The 13,933-nt window shown below is 47.6% G+C and carries 12 protein-coding genes; 8 read left to right on the top strand and 4 right to left on the bottom strand.

Annotation, left to right across the window (positions count from 1 at the left end; genetic code table 11):
* The first annotated feature begins 145 nt into the window (after positions 1-145).
* The 7 genes from OXH00_15995 (at position 146) to OXH00_16025 (ending at position 9,097) form a co-directional block, all read left to right on the top strand.
* The gene (locus OXH00_15995; GenBank protein MCY3742517.1) at positions 146-832 is read left to right on the top strand and encodes a YIP1 family protein; all 687 of its coding nucleotides are present in this window, start codon (positions 146-148) and stop codon (positions 830-832) included.
* Positions 833-899: 67 nt separating this feature from the next.
* Complete coding sequence (locus OXH00_16000) at positions 900-4,394, top strand: hypothetical protein (protein MCY3742518.1); 3,495 nt, start codon at positions 900-902, stop codon at positions 4,392-4,394.
* Between the two features lie 180 nt (positions 4,395-4,574).
* The gene (locus OXH00_16005; GenBank protein ID MCY3742519.1) at positions 4,575-5,387 is read left to right on the top strand and encodes a polyphosphate kinase 2 family protein; all 813 of its coding nucleotides are present in this window, start codon (positions 4,575-4,577) and stop codon (positions 5,385-5,387) included.
* Between the two features lie 300 nt (positions 5,388-5,687).
* A complete protein-coding gene (locus OXH00_16010; protein MCY3742520.1) occupies positions 5,688-6,467 on the top strand; it encodes a phytanoyl-CoA dioxygenase family protein in 780 nt (259 codons plus the stop codon).
* 23 nt (positions 6,468-6,490) lie between these two features.
* Entirely contained in the window at positions 6,491-7,237 is a 747-nt protein-coding gene (locus OXH00_16015) for a hypothetical protein (GenBank protein ID MCY3742521.1), read from the top strand.
* 308 nt (positions 7,238-7,545) lie between these two features.
* The gene (locus OXH00_16020; GenBank protein ID MCY3742522.1) at positions 7,546-8,292 is read left to right on the top strand and encodes a hypothetical protein; all 747 of its coding nucleotides are present in this window, start codon (positions 7,546-7,548) and stop codon (positions 8,290-8,292) included.
* Complete coding sequence (locus tag OXH00_16025; protein ID MCY3742523.1) at positions 8,282-9,097, top strand: phytanoyl-CoA dioxygenase family protein; 816 nt, start codon at positions 8,282-8,284, stop codon at positions 9,095-9,097. Before OXH00_16020 ends, OXH00_16025 begins: the two co-directional genes overlap by 11 nt.
* 36 nt (positions 9,098-9,133) lie before the next feature.
* On the opposite strand, the gene OXH00_16030 is transcribed toward OXH00_16025, so the two are convergent.
* The 4 genes from OXH00_16030 to OXH00_16045 form a co-directional block, all read right to left on the bottom strand.
* Positions 9,134-9,847, bottom strand: coding sequence for a hypothetical protein (locus OXH00_16030; GenBank protein MCY3742524.1), 714 nt, complete (start codon positions 9,845-9,847; stop codon positions 9,134-9,136).
* 52 nt (positions 9,848-9,899) lie between these two features.
* Positions 9,900-11,411, bottom strand: coding sequence for a sulfatase-like hydrolase/transferase (locus OXH00_16035; protein ID MCY3742525.1), 1,512 nt, complete (start codon positions 11,409-11,411; stop codon positions 9,900-9,902).
* Between the two features lie 115 nt (positions 11,412-11,526).
* Positions 11,527-11,943, bottom strand: a complete 417-nt coding sequence (locus OXH00_16040) for a type II toxin-antitoxin system VapC family toxin (GenBank protein MCY3742526.1) — start codon at positions 11,941-11,943, stop codon at positions 11,527-11,529.
* Between the two features lie 3 nt (positions 11,944-11,946).
* A complete protein-coding gene (locus OXH00_16045) occupies positions 11,947-12,252 on the bottom strand; it encodes a hypothetical protein (protein MCY3742527.1) in 306 nt (101 codons plus the stop codon).
* A gap of 263 nt (positions 12,253-12,515) precedes the next feature.
* Here OXH00_16045 and OXH00_16050 point away from each other — a divergent pair, with 263 nt between their 5' ends.
* A complete protein-coding gene (locus tag OXH00_16050; protein ID MCY3742528.1) occupies positions 12,516-13,922 on the top strand; it encodes a sulfatase-like hydrolase/transferase in 1,407 nt (468 codons plus the stop codon).
* Positions 13,923-13,933 lie beyond the last annotated feature (11 nt).

A 13,933-nucleotide genomic window follows, 5' to 3' on the forward strand; every position in this document is an offset into this window, starting at 1 on the left:
AACTATTTTGTCCTAAAGGATGACGCGTCCGCGGTGAGGGTCAGAATGTTTTCATTATTTTCTATGAAATTTGCTATATTGTCTGTCGTTTTGCCTGACTCGCGTGCGAATACCGAAACGCTTTGGTGTCTTGAGAACCGTTGTTATGAGAGAGAGTTGGCAAAACCTCATTGATCTCATCGTGAGACCGAGTGCCACGTTTACGAGGCTGAAAGCCAAACCAAAGTGCGGTATTGCCTTCTTTGTTTTTTGCGTCCTTGTTGTGTTGTTGGCATGGATAGTTTTTCCGTTTACGCAGAAGTTCCTTAACCCACAATATGCCGGTAGTTTAGCTCGTATTGAGTTGTTTGGATCTACCAAAGCAGCATCTATGGTGTTTGTGGCGGTGAGTGGGATTGTTCTTGGAGTTCTCTGTGCTGTTGTATTCAGTATTCTACTCACCGTGGTATTGCGAGTTTTCAAGGTAAATGAGGCACTCAAATTTAAACACATTTTCGCGGCTTGGTGGCATACGATCTTGATTAATCCATTGGTGTTTTTTATCAATATCGCATTTCTCCCAGTCTTTAGGCACCTTGAGGATATTGAGACGGTTGTTGATATAAGAATTATTCCCGGCATCCACATGTTGGTGCCATTTGTCGAAAACCTCTATTTTCTGATGTTTTTGAGTTTTGTAGATGTCTTGGGTATATGGAATATCTTTGTTCTAACCGTAGCGGTTGCTACGCTCGCGGAAGTCAGTAAAACGAAGGCGTGTCTCACAGCAGTAATTATTTGGCTATTAAGAGTTGGCGTTGATGTTATATTTCAGGTTTCATCTGCTTCTTAAGGGACACGCAGATTGAAAAGAGCCGGTAGAATCTTATGGATCGTGGGTAATGTAGGTGGAGGAAAATATGAATACGCGAGAAGGTTACGCAGAATTACAGACAAGAATTTTGGATGCGCGACGCGCCTGGAAACGTAGTATTTTTTGGGCAGGATTTTCTATTGTCCTGACAGGTATAATTGCTGTATTTGTGGGTGAAGCGATCATTGATTGGCTGATGCCCCTTCCGAGTTTTGTGCGAATCGCTTTGCTAACAGCCGGTGTCGGCGTGACGGGTTACTTGCTTTATAAGTATCTCGTTCAACCCCTTCGAGCAACCCTCACGCTCCGTGATATCGCGCTCAACGTTGAGCAGAATCACCCTGACCTTGAAGATAGATTGGTGAGTGCGATTGAATTCGGCAATCGCGAGTCAACAGACCCAATTGAAGCGCACATGCTCCAACGCCTGCTTGAAGATACCACGCAGCGGGTAGAAAGTATTGATTTCAAAGCGACAGTCGATCATAGCCGTACCCGTAAGCATGCTGGCATTGCCGCTTTGGTTGTTGTTGGCTGCTGTGTTCTTGCACTCCTATTTCCGACGGAACTCCATACGAGTCTCCTCCGCGTGTTGGTCCCTTGGGAGAAGACTGAACCGGTTTTGACGACGAAGTTAACTGTTGAACCGGGAAATGTACGTATCCTTCGCGGCAAAAGCCTACCCATTCACGTCACTGTCACCGGAAAATCTGCTGAGAAGGCTGTCTTGACCTACGGAGATATTGAGAGGCAGGAAGCCCCTCCTTCCGAAACTCAGACAACCCAGCAACAGATTAATATGTTGCAAAACCCAGACGATAAACGCGGGTTTGCTTATGAAATTTTTAACATTGACGCGGATATCGAATACTACGTCGTCGCAAACGAGGCCACTTCAGAACGCTATACTGTTGAAGTCTTTGAGATGCCAAAGGTAACAGAAATCTCTGTCGCTTACACTTATCCTGACTACACAGGTCTTAAACCCGTCGTGCAAACAGGGACAGGTGATATTCAAGCGGTCGTCGGGACACAGGCAAAAATAAAACTCACGACCAATAAAGCTATCCAAACCGCAACGTTTACCCTGAAGACGGATGTTAAGCAGGAAAAATTGGACGAAACTCAAGAACCTGCTTCAACCCAGATGGCGATCTTCGATGGAAACATCCTCGCAACAACTGTAGATGTTATTGCAGATGGGACGTATACCGTTGAACTTCTCGGCATTGATGGTTTCCATAACGAGATACCCATTGAATACACCATAAAAGCCATCCCTGACGCTGTGCCTGAAGTTGTCATCAAAGAACCTGGACGCGATATCAAAACAACAAAGTTGGGTGAGGTGGAAATCATTGCTGAGGCGACGGACGACTATGGGGTCGCAGAACTAAAACTTATGTATCGCATCGGGTCTGACGAACTGCAGGAACTGACCTTAGAAACCTCCACGCCTGATGCTGTTATAGGATCAGGGATTACCGGCCCGGTTCAGCGCCGCGTCGCAGAGGGGCGTTATACATTCTACCTTGAGGAGTTTGACGTTGAACCCGGGGATATTATCTCTTACTACGCACACGCTGTTGATAATAACACGCGCACGGGGCCCGGTGAAGCCAGTAGTGATATTTATTTCATTGAAGTCCGGCCCTTTAATGAAAACTTTCAAGAGATGGAAGCAGAACAGGGACCACCGATGCCGAATCCGCTTTTAGAGATACTCGCCTCCCAGAAGCAGATTATTCGAGAAACAGCGAAGCACATTAACGCCAGACCGTCATCAGGTACGGAGGAATATCGCAGTGCCGTTAAGAAAACAGGAGACAAGCAAGATAAATTGAAGGATAAGACGCAGGAACTTGCAGATGAGTTTAGCATGGCGATGCAAGGCGACTCACCGATCACCCCTGAGATTCTGATGAACTTGGAGGACGCAATAGAAAAAATGCGTGAGGCAACCGATAGCCTGAACGCTGTCCAACCTGTTGAAGCCATTCCTGCGGAACAAGAGGCACTTGAGCTGCTCACAAAAGTTAGCCTTGAGCTTCCGAACATACTGATGCAGATGCGGAATAGTAATCCGCAACTTGCTGAGAATCTTGAACTCGAAATGGAAGAGCTGCAAAGCGAACTTGAGGATCAGCAGAACGAGCTTGATCAGGAGATGCAAGAACAGACGCAAGAGATGTTGGATCAAGCGCGTCAGATGTTGGGGGAACAACAGCAGCTAAGTCAGCAGAGCCAGCAGTTAGGACGTGAAAACGAACCCTCTCCGAGCGATATGCAGCAAAACAGTCAGCAACAGGGGCAGTTGTCACAACAGGCACAGCAGATGGCAGAGCAACTCGGCACCATGCAACAGGATGCTCAAGGTTCCCAAGGACAACGCTTGGATCAAGCCGGTCAAGCGATGCAACAGGCGGGTGAACAGATGCAGCAAGCCTCCCAGGGCATGCAACAACAAGAGCCGCAGCTCAGTGCCGCTAAGGGGCAAAAAGCGGAGGAAAGGCTTGAGGAGGCCATTGAACAGTTGGAGAGGGTCGCATCGGAATTCAGCGATGCTGCGCTCGCCAATGCTGCACAACAGGTCCAGGAATTGATAGACGAACAGTCCGGAGTCCAACAGGAGACGCAAGAACTCAGGAACCGTTCGCAACAGTCAGAAATGCGTCCCGAAGATTTCCGAAAGGCAACTGAGCTTGCTAACGAGCAGCGAGAACTTCAGCAGGATCTCGGATCACTTGAGAATACACTCGAAAATCTACCGGAGCAGCTTAGCGAGGAGAATCCAGAGGCAGCCCAAAATGTAAGGGATGCTACAAGACGACTTACTGAAGAGCAGACAGCTGGGGATATGTCAACGGCGCAACGCGCCCTGCAATGGCGTAGTTTCCGCGCCGCTGAGCTGAATCAGCAAGAAGCCGTAGAGACACTAAGGCAGGTACAAGCAGACCTACAACAGGCGCAAGCCAATATGGCAAGCACTGAAGAAGAGCAGCTGGAAGCCGCGCTCCAACAACTCCAGCGCGCCCGTGAACAGACGCAAGACATCCAACGCGAACTTCAAGCGATGGAGGGGCAAGAGCAGACGGAAGAACAACAACAGCGTCAGCAACAACTCGCTGAGCAGCAACAACAAATTCAGGAACAGATGCAACAGGCACAACAAGCCATGCAAAACGGACAGGAAGGGCAACAACCCGGGGAGGAGGGTCAGGAAGGACAACAACCCGGACAACAGGATGGGCAGGAGGGCGATAACCAAGAAGCACGCACGGGCGGTAGGGAATCCGAACGTGAAATTAACGAACTCTGGCTCGACCTTCTTGATACCATGGACTACCGACCTGGAAATCGCTCAACCCCATTCCCTAACTATGAATTCGTTATTCGGGACCTGACGAAATTAGAAGCTGCACTTGAAGAACGACTCAACACGCTTCAGGAGAAGAAACAGCTCACACAGGTTGCCAAAGAGGATGTCCCACCTGAGTATCGAAGGCTCGTTGATAACTACTACGAGTCTTTATCACAATAATAGTTGTCAGTACGGATTTTTCTTCCGAAAAATCCTTTCGGTTATCAGTTGTGGGTTAAGAGGTGTGTGTTTAACAAAACCCTTTTGTAATTGATAACTGACGGCTGATAACTATTAACTCTGACAACTGAAAGGGTTTTCGTAGAAAACCCGTACTGAGGACTGCTAACTACTAAAAATATGGAACTTGAGACTAAAAATATCGTCAAACCCGGTGAACACGTCAGTCTGAACGATTACGTACCCGGGTATACTGGAAGTTACACGAAAAAAGGTCAGACGAAGCGCAGACTGAAAAAACTACATAAGCAGCTCCTGAAACTTCAAGAACTGCTTTACGCCGAAAATCAGCGTGCGCTTCTCATTATATTGCAGGGCATGGATACATGTGGCAAGGATGGCACGATCCGGAAGGTTATGGCAGGTATAAACGTGCAGGGATGTGATGTCGTTAGTTTCAAAGTCCCTTCTGTGGATGAGCTTTCCCGGGACTTTTTATGGCGTGCACACAGAGCCGCACCACCAAAAGGGAAAATAGGTATCTTTAACCGTTCACACTATGAAGATGTCCTTGTCGTCCGCGTGCATAACTTGGTACCAGCACCCGTTTGGGGGCAACGCTACCAGCAGATTAACGATTTTGAGAAAATGTTGGTTGAAAATGGAACCGTTGTTCTAAAATTTTTCCTTCACATCTCAAAGGAAGAACAGAAAGCCCGTCTTGAATCCCGGATTAGCGATCCGACGAAGCATTGGAAAATCACGGAAGCCGATATTCGAGAACGTGCCTATTGGGACGATTACATGCAGGCCTACGAGACGGTTCTCCAAGAATGTAGTACTGATTGGGCACCTTGGCATATAGTACCCGCAGATAAGAAGTGGTATCGGAATCTCGTCATTACGGAGTGCATCGTTGATACACTGAGGAAACTCGGTATGCGGTATCCAGAACCCACGGCGGATGTCGCCAAATTCACAATTGATGACTGAGATATGTTCCTTGTGAAACATAGCCAGCGCGCCCTATTACTTTTAATTGAGGCACTTTTAACAGCGGCGGCTTTGTAGACAAAAATGGGCCCGAAATTAATCGATAACCGATTTTGGTTCTCGCTGCGAAGCAGGACAAAAATCGAGCGGAGATACCATAGTAGGACTTAAGCATGTTGCTCTTTTGTAGCATAGGAAACCGTTAGCCTGTGCACTGAGAACGTCTCTGTTTTTTGAGAGCTTACCCGCTGACGGAGCGTCATATCGTCAAAATTGCGTAAGTCCTGCATAGTTAAAAAAATGCTTTCAGAACAGCAATTAGCACAATTTGAAGAAGAAGGCTATCTGCTCCTTTCCGGGTTGATTCCACAGGAGACTGTCACAAAAGCCGAGGCAGCGATGTGGCAAATGATGGGTATGGATGCGGATAACCCAGACTCGTGGGGACATTTCAAACGTCCGGGGCTTGCTGGATTTTACATGGAGCAGCTGTCGAATGGGAACCGCATTGAGCTTTTCGGTGTTACGAATCCAGATGTCTTAGCGTGTTGTACGTCTGATTATCTCACTGTCCTTAACCAACTCGCATCCGGATACCCAGAAATCCCACACTGTAAAGATCAACGTCCTGATGGTATCTGGGCACTCAACCAATTCCCCGTTTCAGCCGAGTGGAAAAGCCCGTCGCCGCACTTAGATGGCGATTTCCGAGATTTCCGCTTGGATCCCGGCACTTTTCGAGCGACCAGTTTAACCTACCTCACCGATGCAAATTCGCATGGCGGAACGACTGTGATATGGCCCGAAGGACCACAGCGCATTCGTAAATTCCGTAAGAAAAATCCAGAATTCTCCAATCATGTTAGCGATGTCCGAGCACTCTTCCCGCAAATGGATTTAGGCGAACCGATGGAAGTCGTCGCTAAACAGGGCGATGTCCTATTTTTTCACCACCTCCTACCGCATTCTGGCACAATGAATGTCGGTCCCTCTCCACGTTTCGCGATTCGGTATCTGTGTTTATGCCTTGCATGCCGCAAGTGGGAGAAGAAAGGCGAGTGGAATATCTGGATGCCATAAAAAACTAAGAGGAAAAATAGAAGATGATTGAAAATAAACAGATCGCTTTTTACCAATATGTTCTCTTAGCACTTGTTGTTGCTTTAACCTTTGTTTTCGTGGGAGGTTCAAACGCACAGAAGGTGTTCGCACAAACCGGGTTTGAGGAATTCCCCACCGGTAATCCACCCAAAGATTGGGAAGTAATTGGCGGTGACTTTGAAGTTTCTGACGACACCGTCAAAACCGATAAAAAAGCACTCGCAATCTTGGGCGGTGGAGACGGAGACGGACTCGGTGTCCCCATAGAAACCGAAAATCCTATTATTTCGGTCGAATTCTGGGTGTATATTGAGGGTGGTGGTAGGTCTTTCAATCTCAAAGTCGCCACTGCTGATGGTTTCGGCGAAAACAATGGCTGCACCTACATCAACTGGGATGCGGGTGTTGTCCGACTTTACGACGGTGGTGCGTGGCAACTCATTGGAGATTTTGAAACCGATACATGGAAATACGTCTACATTGTTGCCGATGTCAGCAAAAGTGAATTTAACTTCTCTTCTGGTGACAGCAGAGACGATGCATTAGGTGCCAAACCGGAAAAAGATCTCCCATTTCGGAACGCTGCGCTCGGTCCCACCGCCAAATGGTTCGCTTTCTATACGTGGGGAATAGTTGTCCCCGGTTATGTTGATGATTTACTTGTCTATGAAGGAGAAGAAGCACTTGATCTCGCCGTTGACCCAAACGGAAAACTCACCACCTTCTGGGGACGTATCAAGACACCATAAGTGTCAATTTTAAAAAAGAATAACCTCTTCACTACCAGACCCAGTAGGTTCGGTTTCCTAACCGAACCGGATTTTACGCGGAAACCTTGAAGACTTCAAAACCTTCTTCAGTCCCGTTGGGACGCAATGTTTATAGCAGCGTTGGCAACTAAGAATCTTAGTCCCGTAGGGACGGCATGTTTATATCTACAGTTCCTAAAACGCTATCAAAAACCGCTAAATTGACACCTATGGGGCAGCATTTGTAGGGACTCACTTATTTTTTTGAAGTGTGGAGATATTTAAACTATGAAGGAGATATTTAAACTATGAAATTGATGCGAGATATGAAAGAGCGCATTCACACTGCCGCTACATCGTCACGAGACCTGTTAAGTACCGTTCGGGAGTTAACAGATGGTATCCGTTCTATAGACAGAGAGCGCATACCGGATCCTAAAGAAGCTACTCAGGCGTTAAAAAACGCCGCAAGTACTGTCCGTAAGGCGGGATTAGATGAGTTGAAAAAGTTGAGAGAGGCTATTCAGGATCTGCAAGATGCTATTGATTCTATGAAAATTGAAGCAAAAACACGGGTGCCAGATATGCCTTTGGCTGAGTGGTGGTGGAATTTGAAAAATGTCTTTGATAAATTGAAGAAAGCGGCTCCTTCTATAAGCGATATACGACTACCAAATCCAGATAACCTACCGTTAGGCGAGATAGTGGGATTAATTGCCGGATTTGGAGTCCCCGGCCTTGTGTTGGTTATGTTTATAACAACTTCATCTTGGACCGGTGCGGCAGCGATAACATCATCCCTTGCTGCCTTGGGCCCCTTTGGAATGCTTAGTGGAATCGCTGCGATGGGGGTTTTAGCATTCATTTCAAGGGCACTCGCGAAATATGGCTTTGAGAAAGTATTCCGAGCGGTGCTTATCAAGTTAAGAGAGGATGGCAGAACTTCTGAAGATATCCGAGAGGAGATTAATGCATATCCGATTTCCGATGAACTAAAACAAAAAATTGAGGAATTTATTGAAGAGTTCTACGAAGGAGAAAATCATGAGCAATGAAACGGTATGCCTAACGCCAGCACAACGACTCCATTTCGACATCTACGGTTATGTGTTATTAGAGAACGTCCTAAACAGCGATGAAATTCAACGTATGAAGGATGCACTCTATAAAATAAAAGCCGACGAAGATCGGGATGCTAAGCGTGTTTATGCGCGTCCGGGCGGAGAACACCATGTGCTTTTCGGTAACCTTGTTGCGTATGATCCGGCGTTGTTGGAATATGCCGCACATCCAAAACTTGTGCCGCTGGTCGAAGAAGTGGTGGGTGGCGCAGTCCGTCTTGAGGAAACCGAAGCAATCATTAATAGTCGTAACCCAGAGACAGAATTAGATGAACTCCATAAACGCCGCTATAACCCGACGGGGTTTCATCGCGGGACGCAACACGGGTGGGGCACCTATATAGAACAGAACAAGTTTCACTGTATCTTTGTAAAGACACTTGCATACCTTACCGATGTCGGTCCTGACGATGGCGGGACGTGTGTTATACCGGGAAGCCACCGCTTAACGTGGAACCATAACGAGATGATCGAAGCCGCATTGTCTGATGACAAACTCATCTACCAAGTCGAAGCCTCAGCGGGGTCCGTCCTGCTTTTTGCCGAGGCGTTGATTCACAGCACGACTGCCATCCGTAGCGACAAAGAGCGCGTCATTCTTATCTCCGGTTATACACCGCCGATGGTGCGCGAATGGCCCGGCAACGAAGTCAGTCCGGAGTTCATTGAGACCCTACCAGAAGACATCCGTCCGCTCATCTCAGGAAGCGACAGTTGGCACTGGAAGCGTCGGTATTGATTTACCGCTTTTCTGGTAAGCGCGCCTCTATACCTGTTATTGACGCTTGAGTTTTCCCCATGTAATAGCGAGTTTGCCGCTCGGTTCTACGGGAAGGGTTCCGGGACCGCCGTCTGGAATATTGCTCCCTGTGATTTTAACGTCATCAAACCGAGCCTGCGCACCTGAGACTATGAGCCCAGCTTTTCCGCTTTTTATCGGGTTTTTGTCAGTAACAGTGAACACCTCGTCATCAATTTGAAATTTAAGTTTCCCTCTGCTGTCAATAGATGCGGTAAGGGCATACCATCTATTGAGTTTCGCTGCAAAATCGAATTCGCCGAGTGTTGATGCTCTGCCTGTATACTTTGTAATATAGATGGTCTTCGACAGGTAAAAAATCTCACATATGTAGAAGGAAGATGCCTCCCATCTCTGATGCAGGATCAGTCCGAACGAGGCTGGTTTATCCTTGGCTTTAACTAACTTGGCTCTACATGAAAGCGAGTAGGCTCTCCAATCAAGTTCACCTGTTGACCATACGGTGGGCAAGTCATGGTGAGGTTCAAATGTTTCAGCCACTGCCTCACCTCTATCAATCCACCATTTTGCCTCTTCTTCGTCAAGAGTATTAAAGAGTTCCCATTCTTGCGTATTGTTATCTTCAAAAGCGTCTGTCCATGTACCAGCAAAGCTCTGTTGATTAAAGACCATAGCACACAGAACAACATAGAAGGGGCATAAAAAACCTCTGAATTTCTTGAATCTCATTGCCTTCTCCTTTGCAATTCTTACGAGTCGTGTTGATATAGCGGCACTTCGTTTATGCCCCAGCAGTCCGCGGCATCCACAACGGCTCTTTCCCCATCTCCGCAAACAGCAACTTCATAACCAAATCCGCCTTCAATTCGGCATGTTCAGCCGAATTCCAGAGATTATTGACCTCTCCAGGATCCGTTTCCAAATCGAACAATTCTCCATAGTCTTGATTGTAATAGACGGTGAGTTTATAGCGGTCATCAACGTAGGTTTTGACGTGTACCGTTGTCGGTTCGTGATGGTTTTCGACGAGGATATGGTCGCGTGCCTGTTCTGCTTGACCTGACCAGACCGGCATCTGATCTACACCCGTCATCGAACGCGGAATATCAATACCGGTAGCACTGAGAAACGAAGGAGCTAAGTCCACCAATGTCTGCAATGCCTCTGATTGTTTCCCGGCAGGTACAACACCCGGATACCGCGCGATAAACGGCACTCGGATGACATCTTCATAGTGGAATGCCCCTTTTGCGATAAGTCCGTGCTGTCCGTAAAAATGCCCGTGGTCGGACGTGAACACAACCAATGTGTTATCTGCAAGTCCGAGTTCGTCAAGTTTCGTCAAGATTTTCCCGATATACTTATCCATCAGCGTCACCATACCGTAATAGACAGCGATGTCTTTGGCGAGTTCGTCGCGGTCGCGTAAATGCGATCTGAATCCGTGTACGCCTTTCCCACTTTCGCGCCAAGCAGAGAAATCCGGCTTTTGCTGTTGTGTTAATTGGAAGTGCAGCGGATTATTATCATGCTCTCCTTCCGTCACAGAAGGCACAGTTAATTCTGCTGGGTCATACATCGTATCCCACGGTTCTGGCACAAGATATTTCGGATGTGGATCGAAGAAACTCGCCCAAAGGAAGAAGTTTTCGCCGTTCTGTTGGTACGTCTCCATGAGTGCGTTTGTGCGTTCCGCAATCCATGTATCGTAGTGGTATTCCTCTGGGATGGGCCACTTTCGATATTGTCCGCGGGCGTTCCCTGTCGGTGGCGCGAAGTAATCACGCCAATTGGTACAACCGTTTTCTTCCATCCAGATCGCATAATGCTGTCCGACGTGCGCTTCATCAGCATGGTTGCGTGCCAGTTCGACGTGTTCAAATCCATAGAACGGTTCGTCGAAACTCCGCCAGAAATCTAAATCTTGGAGGATCGGATAGGATTCCAAAGACGGGAATTCCTCAGTCCCATGCAGCGGTTGAAAATGCGCTTTTCCGACCAAGGCAGTCCGATAGTCTGCGTCCATGAAGTCTTCACCGACGGTGTGTTCATCTTCGGAGAGTTTTGTGCCGACGGACCAGGCACCGTGTTGACTCGGATACTTCCCCGTGATAATAGATGCGCGCGTCGGCGTGCAAGTCGGATTCGGGCAATAGGCTCTATTGAAGAGCGTCCCTTGCTGTGCCAATGTGTCTAAGTGCGGTGTCTGGATTTCAGGGTTGAGGCAGCCCAAGGTGTTCCAATGCTGCTGGTCGCTGGTGATGAGTAAGATATTAGGTCTGGTTTCGGTCATATTGTTTCCTTTGTGACTGATTTAAAGGAGGAGTTAGTATGAAGACAGTTATGGCTATGCCACAAGCTTTTCGTTAGTAGAAGAAAATTGAGTTTTAACAAATTCTTACTGCCGATTAATTTGTCCAATCTTCCAGTCGCAACCCGAATCCAGCGATTCTTTGAAAGTCTGAATCAGCAGTGACGAGAATCGCATCAAGTGCCATGGCAGTTGCAGCTATCCAAAGATCGTTCTCTGACAAGGGGGTTCCGTATTGTTCCGCGTGACTTTTCATTGCTGCATAGTAATCCGCAGCTTCTTTAGGGACTGCTAAACATGGCAATTCCTCAAACAAATTAATAGCTTGATTTCCCAAATCCTGTCGCCTACGCCCTATCGGCAGTTTCTGAATTCCAAAGAGGATTTCGCCTCTAACAATCGTACAGGTAAAGAGATAGTCATTGAGATCGGACAGAGAATTGAAATGAGAAGTAGCATAGGGGGCGTGCGCCATCAAGAGACTGCACGTTGATGTGTCCAGAAGGTAATTCATCAACTATTTACCTGCCGATTCGTCAAAATCAGAATCAAATTGGATTGGGATTTCACCTTCTTTAATGGATTGAAGTAATGCTTCAGCATCTTCTATCGACACCCGATGTGATCTGTTAAGGGCTGCTAAAATTTGTGTAGGTTGACCCGTTGGTTCAGATTTTGGCGAATCTGGTGGGGTTTCAAGACTTGTTGTTGAAAGTTGTGATTTCCAAATGAGGTATTCCAAATACCGCTTTAATTCTTCAATTTCAGAGACAGATAATTTCTCAACAGTATCAAGCACCCATTTTTTTTCTGCAACTGACACGGTTTTTCTCCCTCTTCGCGATGCCCCGAAGTTTACTAAAAACTGGTCACACGGCGATCTTCACGAACTTGCTGTACATTTTATCAGAGTTTACCGTCCATGTCAATGTTTTTCGATTTTTATGCGAACTCGCTACATACTGATATTACTGGAGACAACTGTCCTCTGATGAAAAAAGTCACAGTTGTTTTCTCTTGACAGTAGATATAAAGAGGTGGTATCTTAGACGAAATTGATAATTTTCCGATGATATTAGGAGTGCCATGCCTGCAAAACAACACCCCAATCTTCTCATCATCATGTCCGACGAGCACGCACCGATGTACAGCGGTCCGTACGGACATCCGCTCGTCCAGACACCGCACATGGACAGACTCGCTGAAGATGGTGTCACCTTCTCGAATGCTTACTGCAATTCGCCGCTCTGTATGCCGTCTCGGATGTCGTTTATGACGGGTCGGTATATCCACAAAATCGGTGCGTGGGATAACGCTGCGCCCTTGCGTCCAGATGCCGTCACATGGGCACACCTCTTACGGTCAGAAGGCTATGATGTTGTGCTCTCTGGGAAACAGCATTTCGGCGGCATGGATCAGCTCCACGGATTTCGTGCGCAACTCGCCCGCGATCTGCACGCAGAACGACAGCACGGACTTTCGGACTGGGATAACGGCACACCGCCAGCAAACCGTCCATGGCAAGGGTTAGCACAGGCACGTCCCGGAACAACTGGGGAAATTGAAGTCGATGACCTCGCAGAAACAGAGGCATTAGCGTATCTCCGAGACCCAGCACGACAGGAACAACCGTGGGCACTCAATGTCTCGTTTATCGCACCGCATTTCCCGCTCATCGTGCCGCAGCGATTTTGGGACCTCTATCCGCTTGACGAGATTGATTCCCCCAACATTCCAGAGGGACACCTTGAAAACCAGCATCCCGTCTATCAACGGATGCGACGCATGTTCGGTTGTGTTGATTTTCCAGAGGAACTCGTCCGGCGTGGGAGAGCAGGCTATTATGGATTGATTACCTATCTCGACGAAAAGATTGGCAACTTGCTTAAGACGCTTGAGGAGACCGGACAGTTGGAGAATACCGTGGTTATCTATACCAGCGACCACGGTGAAATGAATGGCGAACACGGGATGTGGCGGAAATCGAATTTTTATGAGGCTTCCGCTCGCGTCCCGCTGCAGATTATGTTCCCTGACCGATTATCTGCAGGCAAGCGTATTGATGAAGTGGTTTCACTCGTAGATCTGACAGCGACGTTTGTTGATATTGCCGGTGGGCAGTCTGTCCAGCAGTTTGATGGAGACAGTCTACTACCTCTGATGCAAGGCACTGCGAGCGACTGGAAAGATTTCGCGTTCTCCGAATACCTCGCACACGGCGTTGAACGTCCGATGGCGATGCTGCGGAAGGGGCAGTATAAATTCAACTATAGCCTCGGCGACCCGCCAGAACTCTACGACATCGCTGAAGATCCGGGTGAATTTCGGAATCTCGCCACTGACGAGGCGTATCAAACGATTTGCCATGGACTTGAGGCGCAACTATTAGCAGAGTGGGATCCAGTTGAAATCGAAAACCAAGTTCGCGCCAGTCAAAAAGCCCGTATCTTGATTGATCAGGTCACTGAAGGACAATGGAGAAAACTACCTTAGAACTTACGCAT

This window comes from Candidatus Poribacteria bacterium, from assembly GCA_026706025.1.
Lineage (GTDB): Bacteria > Poribacteria > WGA-4E > WGA-4E > WGA-3G > WGA-3G.